The organism is Serratia sp. H1w, assembly GCF_000633355.1.
Lineage (GTDB): Bacteria > Pseudomonadota > Gammaproteobacteria > Enterobacterales > Enterobacteriaceae > Chania.
Map to the genome: position 1 here is coordinate 64,620 of NZ_AYMQ01000063.1, position 22,462 is coordinate 87,081.

Here is a 22,462-nt window from a genome sequence, read left to right on the forward strand (position 1 = left end):
ATGATGAATGCGTCAACGTCAACGAGAAAACACTATGGGCAACCTATTTAACCTGTGTTGGAAATATGCCAGGGCGATCGTGCTGATCTACCTCAGCCTGTTCGCCGGTAACGCCATTGCGGCGCTGCTGCCAATTGCTATCCCCGGCAGCATTATCGGCATGCTGATCCTGTTTGCCCTGCTCTCTACACAGATCCTGCCGGCCAAGTGGGTCAAGCCTGGCTGCCATCTGTTTATCCGCTATATGGTGCTGCTGTTTGTGCCGATCGGCGTCGGCGTCATGAAGTATTACGACCAGATTGTTGACGATTTGGCCCCGCTGGTGGTGTCTTGCCTGATCAGTACGCTGCTGGTGTTTGTGGTGGTTGGCTATACTTCACATTACTTCCACCGCGAGCGCCCTGTCCTCGGAAAAGCCAAAGATGCAGGGGACAAGCAATGATGCAAAATATCTGGTGGTCCTTGCCGTTGACCCTGCTGGTGTTTTACGCGGCACGCAAGCTGGCGCAGAAGCTCAATATGCCGCTGCTCAACCCATTATTGGTGTCGATGGCGGTGATCATCCCGCTGCTGCTGCTAACCGGCATTCCTTATGAACGCTATTTTCAAGGCAGCAAAATCCTCAACGATTTGCTGCAACCGGCGGTGGTTGCCCTCGCCTTTCCGCTGTACGAGCAGATCCATCAGATCCGCGCGCGTTGGAAATCCATCATTACCGTCTGCTTTATTGGCAGCATGACGGCAATGATCAGCGGCGGTGCTATTGCCCTGCTGATGGGGGCCAAGCCCGAGATTGCCGCCTCGATTTTGCCTAAATCGGTAACGACACCGATAGCCATGGCGGTAGCCGAGTCACTTGGCGGCATCCCGGCCATCAGCGCGGTGTGCGTGATTTTTGTCGGTATTCTGGGGGCGGTGTTCGGCCATGCGCTACTTGGCCTGTTGCGGATCACGACCAATTCATCGCGCGGTCTGGCAATGGGGACTGCTTCACATGCGTTGGGTACCGCGCGCTGCGTAGAAATGGATTACCAGCAGGGCGCGTTCAGTTCGCTCGCACTGGTTATCTGCGGGATTATCACCTCGCTGACTGCGCCGTTCGTGTTCCCGATACTGATGCGGCTGTTCGGTTAGCGGTCAAAAACTTGCGATAAGTCTCGCATTTATTATTTTCATTGCACTCGTTTCATTAAAAAAGAGACTTTAATCACAACTTATTGTGGGCCAGTTGCCTAGAATGTTTGTCCGTTAACTTGTAGAGAGATCACCTATGCACTCGCGCTTTCAAACTGCCTACGGCGAATTGCCAACTGCCTTGCAATCCGCCCTGCTGCCTTATTTAGATGCGCCTGATTTCCCTGCCATGTTCAAGGCCGAGCAGATCACGGCGATCGAGCAACAGTGCGGGTTGGATGATGATGCACTGGCGTTTGCTCTGCTGCCATTGGCTGCCGCCTGCTCGTTAACGCCGATTTCGCATTTCCATGTGGGAGCCGTGGCGCGTGGCGTCAGCGGCAACTGGTATTTCGGTGGCAATATGGAATTCCGTGGTGCCCCAATGCAGCAAACCGTGCACGCCGAACAGTGCGCAGTCACGCATGCCTGGCTGCGCGGCGAAGCCAAGCTGGTTGCGGTAACCGTCAACTACTCGCCTTGCGGCCACTGCCGTCAATTTATGAACGAGCTTAACAGCGGCACCGAGTTGGAGATCCACTTGCCTGCACGGGCAACCGCCACACTAGGCGATTACCTGCCTTACTCCTTTGGGCCAAAAGATCTGGCAGTCAGCGAATTGCTGATGGATCCGGTCGATCACGGTTTCCAACTGACGCTGGACGATGAACTGGCGAAAGCCGCGCTGGACGCCGCCAACCGTAGCCATGCCCCGTACAGCACCGCCCATAGCGGCGTAGCGTTGGAAGCCGAAGACGGCAAGGTTTACGCTGGCCGCTATGCCGAGAACGCCGCGTTCAACCCTAGCCTGCCGCCATTGCAGGCCGCCCTGATCCTGATGAACGTCTCCGGCGGCGATTGCCAGAAAATCCGCCGTGCCGTATTGGCAGAAGCTGAAGGCGCGATCCTGACCCAGTGGGATGCCACCCGCGCTACCCTGGCGGCACTGGGCTGCCAAGACGTGCAACGCGTTACCTTCTGATCCCTTCGGCGGAGCCAGCGTGCTCCGCCGCAATTCGGCTATAAAACCAGCAACAAGCGACAATTCCTCATTATTTACTAACAAATGCTGTACATATTTTTCCGTTCTCTTAGGATCGGCAGTAATAACGCTTACCCTAGGAAAAGAGTAAAACTGATGGAACTGGAATACGAAAGCAAACGCCCTCTCTATATCCCCTACGCCGGCCCAATCCTGTTGGAATTTCCGTTGCTGAACAAAGGCAGCGCCTTTTCCGAGGAAGAACGCAGTAACTTCAACCTGCACGGCCTGCTGCCGGAAGCGATAGAAACCATCGAGGAACAGGTGGAACGCGCTTACCGTCAGTTTCAGGATTTCAAGAACGATAACGACAAGCATATCTACCTGCGCAATATCCAGGACACCAACGAAACGCTGTTCTATCGTCTGCTGGATTCACACCTGAGCGAGATGATGCCCATCATCTACACGCCGACCGTCGGTGAGGCCTGTGAGCATTTCTCCGATATCTATCGCCGTGCGCGTGGGCTGTTTATCTCCTACCCGAACCGCGATCGCATCGACGATATGCTGCAAAACGCCACCAAGCAGAACGTCAAAGTGATCGTCGTCACCGACGGCGAACGCATCCTTGGCCTTGGCGATCAGGGCATCGGTGGTATGGGTATTCCAATCGGTAAACTCTCGCTGTATACCGCCTGTGGCGGCATCAGCCCGGCCTACACCTTACCGGTGGTGCTGGACGTGGGGACCAACAACCCACAGCGCCTGAACGATCCGCTGTATATGGGGTGGCGTCATCCGCGTATTTCGGGCGACGAATATCACGCCTTTGTGGAAGAGTTCATCCAGGCGGTCAAGCGCCGTTGGCCGAACGTGTTGTTGCAGTTTGAAGACTTTGCCCAGAACAACGCCACGCCGCTGCTTAATCGCTACCGTGACGAGCTGTGCTGCTTTAACGACGATATCCAAGGCACCGCCGCCGTAACGCTGGGCAGCCTGATTGCCGCCAGCCGTGCCGCAGGCAGCCAACTGCGCGATCAAACCGTCACCTTCCTGGGGGCCGGTTCCGCAGGCTGTGGTATTGCCGAGCAGATCATCGCCCAAATGAAGTCCGAAGGGTTAAGCGAAGACGAAGCCCGCGCCCGCGTGTTTATGGTCGACCGTTTTGGCCTGCTGACGGACAAACTCCCCAACCTGCTCGATTTCCAGAGCAAGCTGGTGCAGAAAAGTGCCAATCTGCAACAATGGCAGGTGGAGAGCGATGCCATCTCCCTGCTGGAAGTGGTGCGCAATGCCAAGCCAACCGTGCTGATCGGTGTGTCAGGCCAGCCGGGGCTGTTTACCGAAGAACTGATCCGCGAGATGCACAAGCATTGCCCGCGTCCGATCGTGATGCCGCTGTCCAACCCAACCTCGCGCGTAGAGGCCCGACCAGAAGATATCATCAACTGGACCGACGGTGCCGCCCTGGTCGCCACCGGCAGTCCGTTCTCACCGGTCACCTATAAAGACCAGTTGTTCCCGATTGCCCAGTGCAACAACTCCTATATCTTCCCGGGAATTGGCCTTGGCGTGCTGGCCGCAGGGGCAAAACGGGTCACCGATGCCATGTTGATGGCCGCCAGCCGTGCACTGGCCGATTGTTCGCCACTGGCTACTGACGGCCACGGCGCACTGCTGCCGAATATCGATGATATTCAGGGCGTATCCAAGTGCATCGCGATGGAAGTCGGCAAAGCCGCTCAGCTGCAAGGAGTGGCGGTAGTGACTTCGGAAGAGGCGTTGTCGAAAGCCATTGAGCATAACTTCTGGCGTCCGCAATATCGCATCTACAAACGTACGTCGTTCTAATACCCGTCGTCTTTCAAGCTGTAGCGTTGTTACCTGCACTTACTCACCCCAGTCACTTACCCAAAAGTAAGCTCCTGGGGATGAGTAAGTTTGTCGCCTAGCTACAACTTGAAATCCATAGGGTATAAATCTGGTCCATTCTCGTTCGCTAGCGAAGAATATGCTGAAAAATTCAGCGTAATACCCACGACCAAGGGCATGCCGCTTGCGTCTGCCGGGCAGGTAAAGTAGCCTTGGAGCTTACTTAAGCCATCGTCCGCGCAAGGCATCAACATGTGGAAACGCCTGATAATCAGCCTGTTCATCATCATTGCGGTGTTGATGCTGTCGGCTATCGCGCTCGATCGCTGGATAAGCTGGAAAACCGCCCCCTTCATCTACGAAGAACTGCAAACGCTGCCACACCGTCAGGTGGGAGTGGTGCTTGGTACCTCCAAATATTATCGCACTGGCGTTATCAACCAATTTTACCGCTACCGCATTCAGGGAGCGATCAACGCCTATAACAGCGGCAAGGTCAAATACCTGTTATTAAGTGGCGATAATGCCCAGCAAAGCTACAACGAACCGATGACCATGCGCCGCGATCTGCTGGCCGCAGGCGTTGCGCCCAGCGATATTGTGCTCGACTACGCCGGTTTCCGTACCCTCGATTCTATCGTCCGTACGCGTAAGGTGTTCGATACCAACGACTTCATCATCATCACCCAGCGGTTCCACTGTGAGCGCGCCCTGTTTATCGCCCTGCATATGGGTATCCAGGCACAATGCTATGCGGTACCTTCGCCAAAAAACATGATGACGGTGCGCGTACGCGAGATTTTTGCCCGCCTTGGCGCCTTGACCGATTTGTACCTCCTCAAGCGTGAGCCCCGCTTCCTTGGCCCAATGATCCCGATATCCTCGATGCACGAGGTTCCTGAAGACGCTCCGGGTTATCCGGCCGTGTCACCAGAGCAGGTGGTGGAATTGGAACACAAGCTGGCGGCTGAGAAAGTTAAAGCGCAGCAGAAAAAAAGCTGAAGTGAATACCCCCTCACCCTAACCCTCTCCCACAGGGAGAGGGGACTGTCCGTGCTACCATTTTACTCCCGCATCTGGCCTTAGCGCCGCCTACGCAGTACCACATTACCAACCAACGACGCTGAACGGCCCCCTCTCCTTTTTGGGGAGAGGGCTGGGGTGAGGGGGAACAGCGAGCACCGGAATAACAACAAAAGCAAACGGCCAGCAAATGCTGGCCGTTACGTGAAGCGAATAGCGAACTTATTTTTTCTTGGCGTACTTCAGGGAATCCAGCGCAACCGCGAAGATAATGATGCTGCCCTTGATAATGTACTGCCAGTAAGGGTTAACGCCGATGTAGGTCAGGCCGTAGTTGATGACGGTAAAGATGATCACCCCGGTCACCACACCCAGCACCGTACCTACCCCACCAGCGAACGACACCCCGCCGACCACGCAGGCCGCGATGGCATCCAACTCATACATAAAGCCGAGGTTGTTGGTGGCACTGCCGATACGGCCCGCTTCCAGCAAACCGCCAAAGGCATAGAACACCCCGGACAGCGCATAGATCATGATCAGGTTCAACGGTACGTTGACGCCAGAGACTTTCGCCGCCTCCGGGTTACCGCCGATGGCGAAGATATTTTTGCCAAAGCGGGTTTTATTCCACAGCACCCAGACAAAGGCGATCGCGATAATGGCGTAGAAGGTGATATACGACAGCTTGAAGTCACCGAATCGCAAGAACCCTTGGGCAAAGCTGGAGAATTTCGGATCGAAACCGGCAACCGGTGAAGCCCCTACGTAATCGTAATACAGCGAGTTAATGCCATAAACGATGATCATGGTACCCAATGTGGTAATAAACGGCGTCACGTTGAGGTAAGCGATAATCAAACCGTTGACCAAACCAATCACCGCACCCACGGCGCAAACCAGCAGGATCACCAGCGGGATCGACCAGGTCTCCATATGCGGGAACACTTTGTTGACGTTATCCATCGATTGCAGCAGGGTAGCGGCAATCACCGCGGCCAGCCCCACCTGACGCCCGGCGGACAGGTCCGTCCCCTGCGTGACGATCAACCCGGCCACGCCCAGTGCAATAATAATACGCACCGAGGATTGGGTCAGGATATTACTCAGGTTCATCAGGCTTAAAAACGTCGGATCCTGGATAATAATAATCGCCAGTAACACCAACAGGACCAGATAAATGCCACCCTCTTTGAAATAGGTGAACAAGGTTTTTTTATTTAGTGCGCTCATAATTACGTTCCTTAAAGATGCAAGGAGGCTAGCCGCAATATTTCATTTTGCGAGGTCTGTTTGGTATTGACAATGCCCGCAACCTGACCATTACTCATCACCAATATTCTGTCGGTAATTCCCAAAAGCTCCGGCATTTCGGAAGAGATTATAATGATCCCCTTGCCCTTCTTCGCCAACTCGGTCATTAACTGGTAAATTTCAAACTTGGCCCCCACGTCGATCCCCCGTGTTGGCTCATCCATCATCAAGATTTCCGGCTGTGTCAGTAACCAGCGGCCAATGATCACCTTTTGCTGATTGCCGCCGGAAAGCGAACCGATATTGGTATGATGACCCGGCGTTTTTACCCGCATGGCATCGATCACCCATTGGGTATCGCTTTTCATCCGGTTATTATCCAGCAGGCCCATCTTGTTTTTGTATTGACGAATATTGGCAATCAGCGAGTTAAAGCCAATATTCAGGTAAGCATAAATACCGGTGGAACGACGCTCTTCCGTCACTAGGGCAAAACCGTGGTTAATCGCTTCGTTAGCACTGTTATTGTTGATTTTTTTTCCGTGCAGCTTGATGGTACCGGCCACCTTCTCGCGGATGCCGAACAAGGTTTCCACAATGTCGGTACGCTTGGCGCCCACCAGCCCGGCAATGCCCAGGATCTCCCCTTGGTGCAGATCGAAAGAGATATCACGGATGGAAGGCTGGCGTAACGAGGTCAGACCTTGCACCTCCAGGATCACCTCACCCGGCGTATTCTGACGATCGGGGAAACGCTGGCTTAGCGAACGCCCAACCATCATCGAGATAATCTTGTCCATATCCAGCCCTTCCAGCGGCTGGGTGGCGATCCATTGGCCATCGCGCAAAATGGTGATTTCATCACACAGCTGGAAGATCTCTTCCATCTTGTGCGAGATATACACGATGCCGCAGCCACGGTCTTTCAGCTTACGGATAATGGTGAACAGATGATTCACCTCTTTCTCGGTCAGAGAAGACGTGGGTTCATCCATAATCACAATTTTAGCGTTGTAGGAGAACGCCTTGGCAATTTCGATCATCTGCATTTGCGATACCGACAGCGTGCCAACTTTGGCGCGAGGATCGATATCAATATCCAGTTCGTCGAAAATTTCCTTGGTGTCTTTGTACATCTTGTCCTGATCGACAAACAGCCCTTTGGTCGGGTAGCGCCCCAGCCACATGTTGTCCATCACGGTGCGTTGCAACACCAGGTTCAGCTCCTGGTGGACCATCGACACGCCCTGCTCCAGCGCTTCCTTGGAACTCTTGTAATCGACTTCCTGACCCTGAAACAGAATACTACCGGAGTCTTTTTTATAAATGCCAAACAGACATTTTAATAAGGTGGATTTTCCGGCGCCGTTCTCCCCCATTAAGGCATGAATGGAGTTTGGGCGTACGCGTAAATTCACCTTGTCTAATGCCTTTACGCCGGGAAATGACTTACTGATGTCCGTCATTTCCAGTAGCCACTCACGAGAGTTTTCGGCCATAAATAGTCCTGGCTAATTCTGGAACCAGCACTCCCCCGAGCCTGATAAATGGCGCTGGGAAATTAACGGGTTCTTCTAATAAGTTCCCCCGCCGGTAAATTGGCGGGGGCATTGCTATCTCGGTTTATTTAACGAACTGAGACAGGTTATCTTTATCTACGCCTACGTACGGAATACGCACGATTTTATTAACGATCTTCCATTGGGTACCGTCAGCAGCAGGTTTGCCAGCAGCCAGGTTTTTCGCCAGGTCGAAGGTGGCTTTGGCCTGATTGTCAGCATCGTTCAGCACAGTACCGGCCATCGCGCCAGATTTCACCAACGCCAGCGCTTCTGGCAGAGCATCGACACCAAATACCGGAATGCTACTCTTGTTGTGGGCTTTCAGCGCTTCAACTGCACCCATAGCCATCGCGTCGTTGTTGGCAATCACCACTTCGATTTTGTTGGCGTTCGGGCCGGACAGCCAGGCATCCATCTTGTCTTTAGCCTGAGCGGTGTCCCACATCGCGGTATCCATCTGCAGTTGCTGAGTCTTGTCGCCTTTCTCGTTCAGCGTTTTAATCACGTAGGTGGTACGCGCTTCTGCATCCGGATGACCCGGTTCACCTTTCAGCAACACATATTGGATCTGGCCGTCTTTGTTCAGATCCCAGGCTGGGTTGGCTTTCCAGTGTTTGGCAATCAGTTCGCCCTGGATCACGCCAGACTCTTTGGAGTCGGTACCGACGTAATAGGCTTTGTCATAGCTATCCAGAGCCTGACGAGAAGGCTCTTTGTTGTAGAACACCACAGGGATATCGTTGGCACGTGCCTTGTCAATCACCACCGGAGCGGCGGCCGGATCCACCAGGTTGATCGCCAGCGCTTTCACACCTTTGGCAATCAGCACGTCGATCTGGTCGTTTTGCTTGGACTGGTCATTCTGTGAGTCATTCATCAGCAGCGTGACATCCGGAGAAGCCTTGGCATCTTTCTCGATCGCCTTACGCACCACCGACATAAAGTTGTCGTCATATTTGTAAATCGTGACGCCAATGCGGGTATCAGCATGCGCAGCAGCGCCAAACATCATGCTTGCGGCCAGCGCGGCCAGGGTGAAAACCTTCTTATTCATTGTCTGTCTCCGGTTTGTAGAGGTCGTACTCGGTATTTAGCCTTTAGCCACAATGCACACAGCTGGGCCTGGCAGTTTCAAATGAATTCCTGTCATCCGTGTTGCTTGTTATTCCTGTGATGCTGTGTCAGCGCCAGATTGAAAGTTTGGCTGGCAAGAGCCTTTGCGCTGGAAAACGACTAGAGCATAGACGGCACTATGTTAATAATCTGTGAATTTTCTCACAGATTGAAAACGGTTACACAATAATAAATGTTCAGAGAGTGACCGAAGCCTCACTTTGCCACGGAGCCACAGAATGGCGGCGTACCAGCGTCGGCATGAACAGGTGCGAAGCCTGGGATTCCAATTGCCCGGCGGCCCCCTTCAGCGCCAACTCTGTAGCCAGGGTAGCCATGGAGACAATCGGATAACGAATGGTGGTCAGCTTGGGACTGGTATAGCGGGCAATCGGGATATCATCGAACCCCACCAGCGAGAAGTGCTGCGGCACTGTGATACCGTTTTCTTTCAGCACCGCCATCGCCCCTGCCGCCATGGCGTCGTTATAGGCAAATACCGCGCTCAGATGCAGGTTGCGGCCCAGCAGTTCAACCATCGCTGCTTCGCCGCCTTGCAGGTCCGGTGAGCCGTAGGCCCGCCAGCTATCTGGGGGAGAAAAGCCTGCCGCAGCCATTGCCTGGCTGTAGCCTTGCTGGCGCAGCGGGCCGTCCTCAATGGGATGATCGGAGCCAAGATAGCCGATCCGCTGATGGCCTTGCGAGAGCAGCAAACGCATGGCGACTTCGGCGCCAAACACGTTATTCAGGCCAACGCAGCGGTGCTCATAGCCTGTTACAATTCTGTTAATTAACACCATGCCCGGCACCTGATCCATAAAGGCGATCAGTTCCGCATCATCCAGAGCTTTTGCATGTACAATCAGGGCGTTACAGCGTTGGCGGATCAGGACTTCGATGGCATGACGTTCTTTATCCGCCTGATGGTAACTATTGCCGATCAGCAGGTATTTGTGGTTTTGCTGCGCCACCGTGTCTACCGCTTTCACTAACGCGCCGAAGAAAGGATCGGAAACATCCATCACCACTACGCCAAGCGTGTCACTACTCTGCGTGGCCAGCGCCTGAGCGTTGGCGTTTGGCCGATAGCCCAGTTCCGCCACCGCTTTCAGCACCAGTTCGCGTGTCTCTTTGCTGGTCAGGGCACTGTTGTTCAGCACTCGCGAGACGGTAGCGACGGAAACCCCCGCGCGCTTCGCCACGTCACGAATGGTGGTTGAATGAACAGAATTCATGAAACGTCCTGAGGTCGACAGAGTTGACAGTGGCGCTATCCTACTCCGATTGTCATCCTCCTCAGCGTGAAATCCGTCACAGGAAAGAAAACGTTTACATACATTTTTTTAACCTACCTGCGCCAGATCTCATTTTGTCGGCTGACGGTGGCTTTCCCCTGCAGCCAGTGAGGTCAGTTTGCGCCACAGCCATTCCATCGGGCCTTGCGTGAAGTAACGCAGCCACAGCACGGAAAACAGCAGGTTGGCCAGCCACACCAACGGAATGACCGCCAAGAGCTGCAAGCGGTCGAGCTGTTGATAGAGGCCAAAACGGTAGAACAGCGTGGTGCAGATCAGGGTTTGCAGCAGGTAATTGCTGAGTGCCATCCGCCCGACCTGGGTGAGCCAATGGCTAATGCGCAGGCGCGAAAGCGTTGGCCAAAAGCCGTAGACCAGTGCCAGATAGCCAATGGCCTGCAAGGGTGAGCCCAACTCTCGCGGTACCTGGAGCAGAAAACCGCTCCAGCGATAGTCCCAATTCAACTGCCATTGCAGCAACACACCGGGCAACTGGATCAGCAATGAAAGCGGTATCAGCCAGGCGGCCTGCCGGCGGTAGTAAGCCGGTGAATAGCCGTTACGCAGCCAACCGCTGCGCATCATGCCTGCGCCGAACAGCATCAGCCCGGCCAGTTGCCAACCATACTGCGCGCCAATGGCGATCAGGCTGGAAGAAAGCAGATCCAGGCGACTGCGCCAGGCTTCCGGCCCGCCTTGCAGCTTCCAGAACTTCTCATACTGTAATTCGGCCACACCCGGCTGCCAGAAACTGCCCGGCTCACCGTGAGAGATAAACCCCAGCAGCAACAACACCGCAACGCCGATCAGATACAGCACCGCACCGGTTTTCAACAGGGTGTAGGTATTCTGCGCATCACGGACCATGCGCCAGCACACCAGGCCGATCAGCCCATAGGCCAGCAGAATGTCCCCATCCCACAAAAAAATGGCATGCCCCAGGCCAAACAGTACCAGCCAGGATAACCGGGCACGGATCCAGACTTTGCCCCGCCGTAGCAGTAGTTGCAGCCCAGCGCCAAATAACAGAGCGAACATGGCCAGAAACTTGACCTGAGCAAACAGATCCAGCAGCGCCCAGGTCCAGACATCGCGATTGGCGGGAATACCCAGATAGGCAGGATTGAGGTAGGCGGCTTTCGGTAAGCCAAACGCGCTGATATTCAGCAATAGAATGCCGAGGATGGCGATACCGCGTACGCAGTCTAGGGTAGCAATGCGCGGTGGCGGGAGAGTTGGATTAACGTTCATTTTGTACCGCTGTGTTTCAATCAGTAAATAGCCCCTCACCCTAACCCTCTCCCACAGGGAGAGGGGACCGTGCGTGCCACAAATCAGATTGCGCGCCAGACCACAACACCGAGCTGACTCCCTCTCCTTTTTGGGGAGAGGGTTGGGGTGAGGGGGAATAGCGATAGCCGAAGAGTTGCGGGGGCTACATCATGGCAGGCACTCAGCCGTGATGGTGACGCACCGCACGCAGGAACTCCTGGCGAGTATTCTGGCTAGACTTGAACAGCCCCCCCAGCGAGGTGGTGGTGGTCGCGCTGGTGGCGTCACGGATACCGCGCGCCTTGACGCAATAATGCACCGCATCGATCGATACCGCCACGTTGTTAGTCCCTAACAGGGTTTGTAGCGCGACCAGGATCTGCTGAGTCAGCCGCTCCTGCACCTGTGGGCGTCGGGCAAAGAACTGCACGATACGGTTGATTTTCGACAGGCCAATCACCGAGTCTTTAGGAATATACGCCACGGTGGCCTTACCATCGATGGTGACAAAGTGATGTTCGCAGGTGCTGGTCAGGGTAATGTCACGCACCGTCACCATTTCGTCCACCTTCATCTTGTTTTCGATGACGGTGATCTTCGGGAAGTTGGCGTAATCCAGGCCGGAGAAGATCTCATCGACGTACATTTTCGCAATCCGATGCGGCGTTTCCGCCAGGCTGTCGTCGGACAGATCGAGGTTCAGCAGTTGCATGATTTCCGTCATGTGCTCTTTGATACGGCGTTTGCGTGTCTCGCGATCCAACACTTCCCCACATAATGGGGTTTCCAGGCCGCGCGCTTCAAGCGCCGCGTGCACCAGTGCAGCTTCATTACTTAACGATGTCATGGCGGTATGTTCTCCAGCAGGCGGCCCCAATGCATGCTATGCCGGTAGCTAGCAGATTGGCGGTTTCTCATTCTTATGACCCATAATCTTGCAAGCTGCGACTTGAGATCGATAGGTTATAGCGGCCAGGCTCACGGCTTATAACGTGAACCCGATCAATATTTTCTCCCACTCTAGATGAGAGTGAGACGTTTATCCAGTGATTGTGTTTCATCCTGGTATGAAAATTCCGCATCCAGCCCGTGGCAGGCTGGCTGCGGCTATTCCACATTTTTTGTACGTATTTCAATCAGGATAAAGTCAGCTTGCGCGTCATCTCCCGTGCCGGAGTATTGATGACCAACATACCGGCGATCAACAACCCCACCACCGCGACATATAAGGCGGGTTCCAGGCGATGCGTCAGCGCCGTTGAAATCGCCGACAGCATCGGGCCAACCAGTTGGCCGATCGCATAACCTGTCGTCAGCAGCCCGGCCATGTAGCGTGCGTGATTAGGGGCCAGCTCCCTGCCATGCTGGATCGACAGTTGTACTACGCTGAGGAAGCCCCCGCCGGTCAGCATCGCTCCTAACGCCAGTCCGGTAACGCCCGGAACCACTTCGGCACACAGCACACCCAATGCCTGCACCCACAGGGTAAGCGCCAAACGCGTCTGCGTGGTGAGTTTATGCCTGGTCAGGATACCGAGAATAATCCCCAGCACCGCTGCACCGCCAAAAATAGGCCAGACAAACTGGCCGAACAGGCTGTCTGGGAAACGGGCTGCCGCCATCTGTGACAAGAAAGTCGCAGGCAGGATATAACCAAAACCCGCCAGACTGTAGCTCCACACCAGGCGCTTCAATGCCGGTGTGAGCACCAGCGGCTCGGGCCTGACATCAGGGCGATGCAACTCCCCTGCCCGTGGCAAGTTAATGCTGATCGCGCCAATTAACACCAACGCCAGTACGCCATACACCAGCCAGGCCTGTGAGGCGCTCAAACCCCAACTGTTGATCGCCACCGCCAGCATGCCGCTGATAAAAATCCCCGCCCCTGGCCCGGCAAATACCGCAGCACTCAATGCGGGGCGGCCATAGTGTGCAAGGCGCTCGTTAGCCCAGGCCGCCACCAGCACCATTGACCAGCCGCTGGCCCAACCGATCACAAAGCGCAACGCACCATGCAACCATTCCCCCGACAGCAAAGCAGACAGCAGCGTCAGCGCTACCGCCCCCCACACGCCGAGCCATAGACGACGCTCCACATGGCGGCTGGCGCGCATCGCATCAAAGGCACCACACAGGTAGCCCAGATAGTTCACCGCCGCCACCAGCCCGGCACCGGTCAGGGTGAACTGGTGCTCAGCAATCATCAGCGGCACCTGCGGGGTAAAGGCAAACCGCCCAATCCCCATCGCCACGATCAAAGCAATAAAACCACTTAAGGCTATTTTTAGCGCCATCGCTGTATCCAACCTGTTAAAAGAAAGTTGCGGCTAGCATGCCGCAGTATTACACTCACAAAAACTGAATAATACTCATCAAGTTCATCACGAAAAGAGAAGGTCATGGATCTCACCCAACTGCGCATGTTCTGCTGCGTTGCCGAAACCGGCTCCGTTGCCCGTGCCGCCGAGCAACTGCATCGCGTACCGTCAAATCTGACCACGCGCCTGCGCCAGCTCGAGCAGGAACTGGGCACCGATCTGTTTATCCGCGAGAAGCAGCGCCTGCGCCTCTCGCCGATGGGCCATAACTTTCTCTGCTACGCCCACCGCATTCTGGCGCTGAGTGAAGAAGCCATGAGCATCACCCATGCCGGGGAACCGGCCGGTAACTTCGCGCTTGGTTCGATGGAAAGCACCGCCGCAACCCGGCTACCGACACTGCTGGCCGCTTATCATCAGCGCTTCCCACAGGTTTCACTGTCGCTGGCCACCGGAACCTCTGGGGAAATCATCGAACGGGTGCGTGCCGGAACCTTGGCTGCTGCCCTGGTCGATGGCCCGGCGCAATATGATGAACTGAACGGCTGTGTTGCTTTCCCCGAACGCATGGTGGTGATCACCTGTCTCGATCATCTGCCCATCCACAGTGCCCTGGATGTCAAAGGGGAAACCCTGTTTGCCTTCCGCGCCAGTTGTTCCTATCGCCTGCGCCTGGAGTCCTGGTTCAAGCGTGACGGTTCGTTGCCAGGCCCCATCATGGAGATCCAGTCTTATCACTCCATGCTGGCCTGCGTGGCTAGCGGAGCCGGGTTGGCGATGATCCCCTATTCGGTACTCAACCTGCTTCCTGGTTACCAGCGGGTCAAGGTCCATACGCTACCTAGCGACATTGCCGAGACGGCCACCTGGCTGTTATGGCGGCGTGATGCCTTCGGGCCAAGTGTTCGCGCATTAAAACAACTGATTATAGAACAGGCTGACAACTTGGAGGCGGATGCTGAATCCCTCTCCGCCCCCTAGATAGCAATAAATTAATTCAGGTCGAACATGTTCGACCCCAACCCATAATGAGGAGAACATGATGGAATTTATCAAGACCCGTGCTGCCGTGGCCTGGGGCCCAAACCAACCGCTGAAGATTGAAGAAGTCGATCTGATGCCACCGCAGAAAGGCGAAGTGCTGGTGCGGATCGTCACTACCGGCGTTTGCCATACCGATGCCTATACCCTGTCAGGTAAAGATCCGGAAGGCGTCTTCCCGGCGATCCTCGGCCACGAAGGCGGCGGTATCGTTGAAGCCATTGGCGAAGGCGTGACCAGCGTTGCCGTCGGCGACCACGTGATCCCGCTGTACACGCCTGAATGTGGCGAATGCAAATTCTGTAAATCCGGTAAAACCAACCTGTGCCAGGCCATCCGCGCCACCCAGGGCAAAGGGCTGATGCCAGACGGCACCACGCGCTTCTTTAAAGACGGCAAGCCAATCTTCCACTATATGGGCACCTCCACCTTCGCTGAACGCACCGTGGTACCAGAGATCTCGCTGGCAAAAATCAGTAAAGAAGCGCCGTTGGAAGAAGTCTGCCTACTTGGCTGTGGTGTCACTACTGGTATGGGCGCGGTGATCAACACTGCCAAGGTCAAGGCTGGCGATACCGTAGCGATTTTCGGCCTGGGCGGCATCGGGCTGTCGGCGATTATCGGCGCACAGATGGCCGGAGCCAGCCGCATCATCGGCATCGATCTCAATACCAGCAAGTTCGAGCTGGCTCGCAAGCTGGGCGCAACCGATCTGATCAACCCGAAAGATTACGATAAACCTATCCAGGACGTGATCGTCGAGCTGACCGACGGCGGCGTGGACTTCTCCTTTGAATGTATCGGCAACGTCAACGTGATGCGTTCGGCGCTGGAATGCTGCCACAAGGGTTGGGGTGAGTCGGTCATTATCGGCGTTGCCGGGGCCGGGGAAGAGATCTCGACCCGTCCGTTCCAACTGGTGACTGGTCGCGTCTGGCGCGGTTCCGCCTTTGGGGGCGTGAAAGGCCGTAGCCAACTGCCGGGGATCGTCCAGCGTTATCTGGACGGTGAATTCGCACTGAACGACTTTATCACCCATACCATGGGGCTGGAGCAGATCAACGAAGCGTTCGATCTGATGCATGAAGGCAAATCGATCCGTTCCGTGATCCATTTCGATAAATAAGCCAGGAGGCAGAGGATGACGATGTCATTAGAACTTCTCGAAGAGCACCGCATGTTCGGTGGTTGGCAACAACGTTACCGCCACGCGGCGCAGAGCCTGAATTGCAACATGACGTTCAGTATCTATCTGCCACCACCGCGTGATGATAACCCGCCACCGGTGTTGTATTGGCTGTCGGGGCTGACCTGCAATGATGAGAACTTCACGTTGAAGGCCGGTGCCCAGCGCGTTGCCGCCGAACTGGGGCTGGTGCTGGTGATGGCGGATACCAGCCCGCGTGGCGATGAGGTGCCGAATGATGAAGGTTACGATCTAGGCCAGGGGGCGGGATTCTATCTCAATGCCACTCAGGCACCTTGGGACCGGCATTTTCGCATGTATGACTACATCAGCGATGAGCTACCTGCACTGATTAAGCAGCATTTCAGCGTCAGCGATCGGCAGTCTATTGCGGGCCATTCGATGGGCGGCCATGGTGCGTTGATGATGGCAATGCGTAATCCACAGCGTTTTCGTTCTGCCTCGGCCTTTGCGCCGATCGTCAACCCTTGCCAGGTGCCTTGGGGGCGTAAAGCCTTTGCGGCCTATCTGGGGGATGATGAAACGCAGTGGCTGCAATACGACAGTTGCCATTTGCTGGCCAGCGGAGCAGAGAAACTGCCGATGCTGATCGACCAAGGGGATGGCGACCAGTTTCTGGCCGATCAACTGCAACCGGCCAAGCTGGCGGAGTTGGCACGCCAACGCGATTGGCCGCTAACCCTGCGCGTTCAGCCGGGTTACGACCACAGCTACTTCACCATCGCCACCTTTATCGACGATCACCTGCGTTTTCATGCCGAGCACCTGTTCCGCTGATTTCCCCCTCTCCCAACCCCTCTCCCAAAAGGAGAGGGAATCGTCTGAGCCATATCAGCCACAGATTAACGGACGCAGCATGCGGCGCCCCTACGCAGATACCTGACCCCTACCCCTTCAGCTTTGGATCCAACGCATCACGCAGCCCGTCTCCCAACAGGTTAAACGCCAGCACGGTAAAGAAGATCGCCAGGCTGGGGAAGATCGCCACATGGGGGGCTATCACCATATCTGCCCGCGCTTCATTGAGCATTGCGCCCCATTCCGGCGTTGGCGGTTGTGCGCCCAACCCCAAAAACGACAGGCTGGCGGCGGTGATAATCGAAGTGCCAATGCGCATGGTGAAATAGACCACGATCGACGAGATGGTCCCCGGCAAAATATGCCGCAGGATGATGGTCCAGTCCGATGCCCCAATGCTACGCGCCGATTCGATATAGGTCAGATGTTTCAGCACCAAGGTGTTACCACGCACCAGACGAGCAAACGCCGGAATGCTGAAGATGGCGACGGCAACAATCACGTTGGCCATGCCGCTGCCCATGATCGCCACTACGCCAATCGCCAACAGGATGCCGGGGAAAGCAAACAGCACGTCGCTGATACGCATCACGATGCGATCCCACCAGCCTTCGTAATAGCCCGCCAACAAGCCGAGCACCGTACCGATCACGCTACCCACCAGTACCGAGAACACCCCGGCGGCCAAAGAAATCCGCGCGCCCATCAGAATGCGGCTGAAAATATCCCGCCCCAGCGAATCCACGCCAAGCCAGTGCACCAGCGAAGGCCCCTCATTGAGCCGATCGTAATCAAAGAAATTTTCCGCATCATAGGGCACCAGATGCGGAGCCAGCAGCGCAGCGGCCACCAGCAGCAACACAAACACGCCAGCCACCATGGCAACCTGTTGGCGACGAAAGCGCCGCCAGAATTCATGCCAAGGCGTCCGTACCGCGTTGGGATTAATCACCGGCATTGCCTTGAGCGCGGCATTACGCCGCCAATACTTCATCATACGGCCTGCCTATTGGTAACGGATCGAAGGGTTGATGGCCGCATACAGCATATCCACCAACAGGTTAATCAGAATAAATTCCAGCGAGAACAGCAGCACTTCGGCCTGGATCACCGGGTAATCGCGCATTTCTACCGAGTCCACCAGCAAGCGCCCCAACCCCGGCCAGTTGAATACCTTCTCGACCACAATCGAGCCGCCGAGCAGGAAACCAAACTGTAGCCCCATCATGGTGATCACCGGGATCATCGCATTGCGCAGCCCGTGCTTGACCACTACCAGCGATTCCGGTACGCCCTTGGCACGGGCGGTACGCATGTAATCTTCCTGCATCACCTCAACGAACGAGGCGCGGGTAAAGCGGGCCATTACCGCCGCAACCGCTGCGCCCAGCGTGATCGAGGGCAGGATGTAATGCAGCCAGGTATCCGCACCGACCGTCGGCAACCAGCCTAGATTGACCGAAAATACCTGCATCAGCAGCATCCCCAACGCAAAGGCCGGGAAAGAGATGCCCGATACGGCCAGCGTCATCCCCAGCCGATCCGGCCAGCGGTTGCGCCATACTGCGGAAATCATGCCGATCGCCATACCAAAAATCACCGCCCACACCATACTGGCGAGCGTCAGCCAGAAAGTCGGCATAAAGCGCGCGGCGATCTCTTCACTGACCGGGCGTTTGGAGACCATCGAAGTGCCGAAGTCGCCCTGCAAAATATTGACAAAGAAATGCACGAACTGCTGTGGCAATGGCTTATCCAGCCCCAGATCCTGACGCACCAGTTGCACAACGGCGTCGTCTGCCTCCGGCCCCGCGACCAACCGCGCCGGATCGCCCGGCAACATATGGACGAACAAAAACACCAACACGGCCACGATCAGCAGCGTAGGGATCAGACCCAACAGGCGTTTTAGAAAATAATTAAGCATTCCCCTCACCCTAACCCTCTCCCACAGGGAGAGGGGACTAAACGTGCCACAAATTAACTTCTGCGTCTAACCTTTGCACGGGCGCAGCATGCAGCGCCCCTACGCCGTACCTTCCCACGACACCGTATCTGCTCACAACACCCCAACCCTCTCCCATAGGAGAGGGTTGGGGTGAGGGATTATTTCAGATCCGCGTTATCAAAGTTAAACGAGGTATCCGGCATCACGTAGAAACCGCTCAGCTGTTTGTTGTTGGCAGAGAGCAGACGCTCGGTGACCAGGAAAATCCATGGTGCATCCGCCCAGATGCGATCTTGGGCATCTTTGTACAACGCCTGCTTCTGAGCGCGATCGGTCGTAGCCAAAGCGTCCGTCAGATCCTTGTCAACCTGTGGATTGCTGTAGAACGCGGTGTTGAACTGCTTAGGCGGAGCCGATTGCGTCGCGAATAACGGCGTCAGCGCCCAGTCGGCTTCCCCGGTCGAAGCTGACCAGCCGGTGTAGAACATCCGTACGCCGGTATCCTTCACGCCCACGCTTTCTACCTGAGCCGCACGCTGGCCTGCATCCATCGCCGTTACGGTCACTTTAACCCCAACCTGCGCCAGCTGCTGCTGAGCAAATTGCAGTACTTTCTGCGCGGTGCTGTGGTTATGGGAAGACCACAGCGTGGTGGTAAAGCCGTTCGGATAGCCCGCTTCCTTCAGCAACTCGCGCGCCTTGGCCGGATCGTATGGCCACGGGTTATAGCGGGTGGCAAAATCAATCGCCGGAGGCACTGGGCCTTCCGCCGGAACGGCAAAGCCGGAGAACGCGACCTTAATCAGCGCGTCCTTGTTGATCGCATAGTTCAGTGCCTGGCGAACCTTCGGGTTGTCGAAGGGTTTCTGCGTTACGTTCATGCTGATGTAACGTTGCAGGATCGACGGCGCAGCGACCAGATCCAGCTTGCTGTTGTTCTCCAACACCTTGGCTTGCTCATAAGGGATAGGGAAGGCAAAGGTCGCTTCACCGGTTTGCAGCATCGCCGCACGGGTGTTGTTATCCACTACCGGCCGCCAGGTGATGCTGTCCAGCTTCGGCAGGCCCGCCTTCCAGTAACCGTCGAATTTCTTCACTTTCACATAGTCGGTCTGGTTCCAGGTCTCGAACTGGTACGGGCCGGTGCCCACCGGGTGGAAACCGATCTCCTTGCCATACTGCTTGAGCGCCGCCGGGGAAATCATCGCCGCCGCCGGGTGTGCCAGGTTGTTGATAAACGCGGAGAATGGCGCTTTCAGCACCACCTTGACCGTGGAGGGATCGACCACTTCGGTCTTATCGATCATCTTGAACAGGTTGTAGCGCTTCAGGCGGTTATCCGGATTACTGGCGCGATCCAGGTTAACCTTGACCGCTTCGGCATCGAACGCGCTGCCGTCATGGAATTTCACGTCTGGATGAAGTTTGATGGTGTAGGTCAGGCCATCGCTGCTGACCTCGTAGCTGTCCGCCAGCACGTTCACCAGCTTCATGTCCTTATCAAAGCCAAACAGCCCCTGATAAAAGGATTTGGCGACTGCCTGCGACAAGGTGTCGTTGGCGTCATAGGGGTCGAGCGTGGTGAAATTGGACGCTACGGCGATCACCGCATCCTTGGCGGCCCAGGCCGGGCCAGCAGCGGCAGCCAGCAGTACGGCGGCCAAAACATTACGCTTGAATGTGTGCTTAGTCATAGTGCTTAACTCTCCTGAGGCAAGGCTAAAAGGCACCGGCAATAGGGTGGCGGGCCACAAAGTGCCCTGGCCCTACCTGCACTAAAGGTGCGGTAACGGGTTCATCATCCAGCCCAAGGATCGGGCTGGGTATTTCATCCACCAGCAGCGGCCGGCGTTTATGCGCATGGTTGGGATCGGCCACCGGCACGGCGGCCATCAACTTGCGGGTATAGGCGTGCTGCGGGTTTTCAAACACCGCACGGCGTGGGCCAATCTCGACGATCTGACCAAGGTACATCACCGCCACACGGTGGCTGATACGTTCCACCACCGCCATATCGTGGGAAATAAACAGAAACGCGATGCCCAATTCACGCTGTAAATCGAGCAGCAGGTTGACGATTTGCGCCTGAATCGACACGTCCAGCGCGGAAACCGCCTCATCGGCAATCACCACTTTCGGATTGAGTGCCAGCGCGCGGGCAATGCAGATACGTTGACGTTGGCCACCGGAGAACTCATGCGGATAACGCCGCGCATGCTCCGGCTTCAGCCCTACCCGCTCCAATAACCAGGCCACCCGCTTTTCAGCTTCCGCCCCACGGGCGACATTGTGCACCAGCAGCGGCTCCATGATTGAGAAGCCAACGGTGAGGCGTGGGTCGAGGGAAGCGTACGGATCCTGAAAGATGAATTGAATATCACGGCGTAAATGTTGCAGTGCAGCACCTTTCAAACGGTTGATCTGTTTGCCGTTGAAGGTAATGGTGCCGCGTTGGCTATCCACCAGTTTCAGCAGTGAACGGCCGGTGGTGGATTTGCCACAGCCGGACTCTCCCACCAACCCCAACGTTTCGCCGGGATAGAGATCGAAACTGATGTTTTCCACCGCATGCACGCGGCTGGTAACACGATTGAGAATGCCGCTGCGCAGATCGAAGCGCGTGACCAGATTTGCTACCTGCAAGATCGGCGTGGCCCCTGCGGGTATGGTGTCTTGCGGCCGGTCGTTATCCTCTACGCCAGCTAACGGAAATTTTGCCGGCAGCTCCTTCTCCGCCATCGCGCCCAACCGTGGCACGGCAGCCAACAAGGCCTGAGTGTAAGGCTGCTGTGGAGCAGCGAACAACGAGCGCACGTTCCCTTGTTCCACCTTCTCGCCTTGATGCATGACCAGTACCCGATCGGCAATCTCCGCCACTACGCCCATATCATGGGTAATGAAGATCACCCCCATGTGCATTTCCTGCTGCAATACACGGGTCAGTTGCAGAATTTGCGCCTGAATGGTCACGTCCAGCGCGGTGGTGGGTTCATCGGCAATCAGCAATGCCGGTTTGCACGACAGTGCCATGGCGATCATCACCCGCTGACGCATCCCGCCAGACAGTTGATGCGGATAGCGGCCAAGCACGCTTTTGGCCTCGGGGATGCGCACCAGATCCAGCATCCGCAGCGCTTCACGTTTGGCGCTGCGGTGGTCCATCCCCTGATGCAGACGTAAAGATTCGGCGATCTGCTCACCCACGGGAAATACCGGATTGAGCGAGGTCATCGGTTCTTGAAAAATCATCGCCATATCGGCGCCGCGTAAGGTACGCAAGGTGCTCTGCTTCGCTTTGGCCAAGTCGAGTACCTGACCATTACGCCGACGAAAATGCATCGCCCCGCTGGTCAGTTCACCACCGCCCTGCTCGACCAGACGCATCAACGCCAGTGAGGTGACCGATTTACCCGAGCCAGACTCCCCAACGATGGCCAGCGTTTCGCCACGGTCCACTTCAAAGGCCAGATGACGAACCGCCTCAACGACGTCACCCTCCTGGCGAAATTGCACGCTCAGATCGCTCACCGCCAGTACGCGCTCTGGCGGTAAAATCAGCCCACGCTCTGCCTGCGGCTGGATGGCAATATCGGTCATGCGC

At 56.0% G+C, this 22,462-nt stretch carries 19 protein-coding genes; 8 read left to right on the forward strand and 11 right to left on the reverse strand.

Going from position 1 to position 22,462, the window contains the following annotated elements; genetic code table 11:
* Window positions 1-34: 34 nt before the first annotated feature.
* The 5 genes from U869_RS0115920 (at window position 35) to sanA (ending at window position 5,032) form a co-directional block, all read left to right on the forward strand.
* A complete protein-coding gene (locus U869_RS0115920; RefSeq protein ID WP_025119528.1) occupies window positions 35-442 on the forward strand; it encodes a CidA/LrgA family protein in 408 nt (135 codons plus the stop codon).
* Entirely contained in the window at window positions 439-1,134 is a 696-nt protein-coding gene (locus U869_RS0115925; RefSeq protein ID WP_025119529.1) for a CidB/LrgB family autolysis modulator, read from the forward strand. Before U869_RS0115920 ends, U869_RS0115925 begins: the two co-directional genes overlap by 4 nt.
* 136 nt (window positions 1,135-1,270) lie before the next feature.
* The gene (gene cdd, locus U869_RS0115930; protein ID WP_025119530.1) at window positions 1,271-2,155 is read left to right on the forward strand and encodes a cytidine deaminase; all 885 of its coding nucleotides are present in this window, start codon (window positions 1,271-1,273) and stop codon (window positions 2,153-2,155) included.
* Window positions 2,156-2,311: 156 nt separating this feature from the next.
* Window positions 2,312-4,009, forward strand: coding sequence for an NAD-dependent malic enzyme (locus U869_RS0115935; protein WP_025119531.1), 1,698 nt, complete (start codon window positions 2,312-2,314; stop codon window positions 4,007-4,009).
* A gap of 273 nt (window positions 4,010-4,282) precedes the next feature.
* Entirely contained in the window at window positions 4,283-5,032 is a 750-nt protein-coding gene (gene sanA / locus U869_RS0115945) for an outer membrane permeability protein SanA (protein ID WP_025119532.1), read from the forward strand.
* Between the two features lie 243 nt (window positions 5,033-5,275).
* Here the strand turns inward: sanA and mglC are convergent, their stop codons facing one another.
* The 7 genes from mglC to U869_RS0115980 all read right to left on the reverse strand — a co-directional run bounded on the left by mglC (window position 5,276) and on the right by U869_RS0115980 (window position 13,843).
* Window positions 5,276-6,286 carry a galactose/methyl galactoside ABC transporter permease MglC gene (gene mglC / locus U869_RS0115950; protein ID WP_021180579.1) on the reverse strand — a complete coding sequence of 337 codons (1,011 nt, stop codon included), beginning with the start codon at window positions 6,284-6,286 and terminating at the stop codon, window positions 5,276-5,278.
* An 11-nt stretch (window positions 6,287-6,297) separates the two neighbouring features.
* Window positions 6,298-7,806: a galactose/methyl galactoside ABC transporter ATP-binding protein MglA gene (gene mglA / locus U869_RS0115955; RefSeq protein ID WP_025119533.1), complete on the reverse strand. Its 1,509-nt coding sequence runs from the start codon at window positions 7,804-7,806 to the stop codon at window positions 6,298-6,300.
* A 124-nt stretch (window positions 7,807-7,930) separates the two neighbouring features.
* Complete coding sequence (gene mglB, locus U869_RS0115960) at window positions 7,931-8,923, reverse strand: galactose/glucose ABC transporter substrate-binding protein MglB (protein ID WP_025119534.1); 993 nt, start codon at window positions 8,921-8,923, stop codon at window positions 7,931-7,933.
* A 256-nt stretch (window positions 8,924-9,179) separates the two neighbouring features.
* On the reverse strand, window positions 9,180-10,217 hold the full coding sequence (gene galS / locus U869_RS0115965; protein WP_025119535.1) for an HTH-type transcriptional regulator GalS: 1,038 nt from the start codon (window positions 10,215-10,217) through the stop codon (window positions 9,180-9,182).
* A gap of 129 nt (window positions 10,218-10,346) precedes the next feature.
* Window positions 10,347-11,528 carry a DUF418 domain-containing protein YeiB gene (gene yeiB, locus U869_RS0115970; protein WP_025119536.1) on the reverse strand — a complete coding sequence of 394 codons (1,182 nt, stop codon included), beginning with the start codon at window positions 11,526-11,528 and terminating at the stop codon, window positions 10,347-10,349.
* 202 nt (window positions 11,529-11,730) lie between these two features.
* Window positions 11,731-12,396 carry a GTP cyclohydrolase I FolE gene (gene folE, locus U869_RS0115975; protein WP_021180574.1) on the reverse strand — a complete coding sequence of 222 codons (666 nt, stop codon included), beginning with the start codon at window positions 12,394-12,396 and terminating at the stop codon, window positions 11,731-11,733.
* A gap of 289 nt (window positions 12,397-12,685) precedes the next feature.
* Window positions 12,686-13,843, reverse strand: coding sequence for a YbfB/YjiJ family MFS transporter (locus tag U869_RS0115980; protein ID WP_025119537.1), 1,158 nt, complete (start codon window positions 13,841-13,843; stop codon window positions 12,686-12,688).
* Between the two features lie 105 nt (window positions 13,844-13,948).
* On the opposite strand from U869_RS0115980, the gene U869_RS0115985 reads away from it, so the two are divergent.
* The 3 genes from U869_RS0115985 to fghA all read left to right on the forward strand — a co-directional run bounded on the left by U869_RS0115985 (window position 13,949) and on the right by fghA (window position 16,892).
* The gene (locus U869_RS0115985; protein ID WP_025119538.1) at window positions 13,949-14,848 is read left to right on the forward strand and encodes a LysR family transcriptional regulator; all 900 of its coding nucleotides are present in this window, start codon (window positions 13,949-13,951) and stop codon (window positions 14,846-14,848) included.
* 61 nt (window positions 14,849-14,909) lie between these two features.
* Window positions 14,910-16,034 (forward strand): S-(hydroxymethyl)glutathione dehydrogenase/class III alcohol dehydrogenase, encoded by a 1,125-nt coding sequence (locus U869_RS0115990; RefSeq protein WP_025119539.1) that lies wholly within the window; start codon window positions 14,910-14,912, stop codon window positions 16,032-16,034.
* Window positions 16,035-16,049: 15 nt separating this feature from the next.
* Window positions 16,050-16,892, forward strand: coding sequence for an S-formylglutathione hydrolase (fghA, locus tag U869_RS0115995; protein WP_025119540.1), 843 nt, complete (start codon window positions 16,050-16,052; stop codon window positions 16,890-16,892).
* A gap of 109 nt (window positions 16,893-17,001) precedes the next feature.
* Here the strand turns inward: fghA and gsiD are convergent, their stop codons facing one another.
* The 4 genes from gsiD to U869_RS0116015 form a co-directional block, all read right to left on the reverse strand.
* Window positions 17,002-17,907 (reverse strand): glutathione ABC transporter permease GsiD, encoded by a 906-nt coding sequence (gsiD, locus tag U869_RS0116000; RefSeq protein ID WP_025119541.1) that lies wholly within the window; start codon window positions 17,905-17,907, stop codon window positions 17,002-17,004.
* Window positions 17,908-17,919: 12 nt separating this feature from the next.
* Complete coding sequence (gsiC, locus tag U869_RS0116005) at window positions 17,920-18,840, reverse strand: glutathione ABC transporter permease GsiC (RefSeq protein ID WP_025119542.1); 921 nt, start codon at window positions 18,838-18,840, stop codon at window positions 17,920-17,922.
* 179 nt (window positions 18,841-19,019) lie between these two features.
* The gene (gene gsiB / locus U869_RS0116010; protein WP_025119543.1) at window positions 19,020-20,555 is read right to left on the reverse strand and encodes a glutathione ABC transporter substrate-binding protein GsiB; all 1,536 of its coding nucleotides are present in this window, start codon (window positions 20,553-20,555) and stop codon (window positions 19,020-19,022) included.
* Window positions 20,556-20,580: 25 nt separating this feature from the next.
* Complete coding sequence (locus U869_RS0116015; protein WP_025119544.1) at window positions 20,581-22,458, reverse strand: dipeptide ABC transporter ATP-binding protein; 1,878 nt, start codon at window positions 22,456-22,458, stop codon at window positions 20,581-20,583.
* Window positions 22,459-22,462 lie beyond the last annotated feature (4 nt).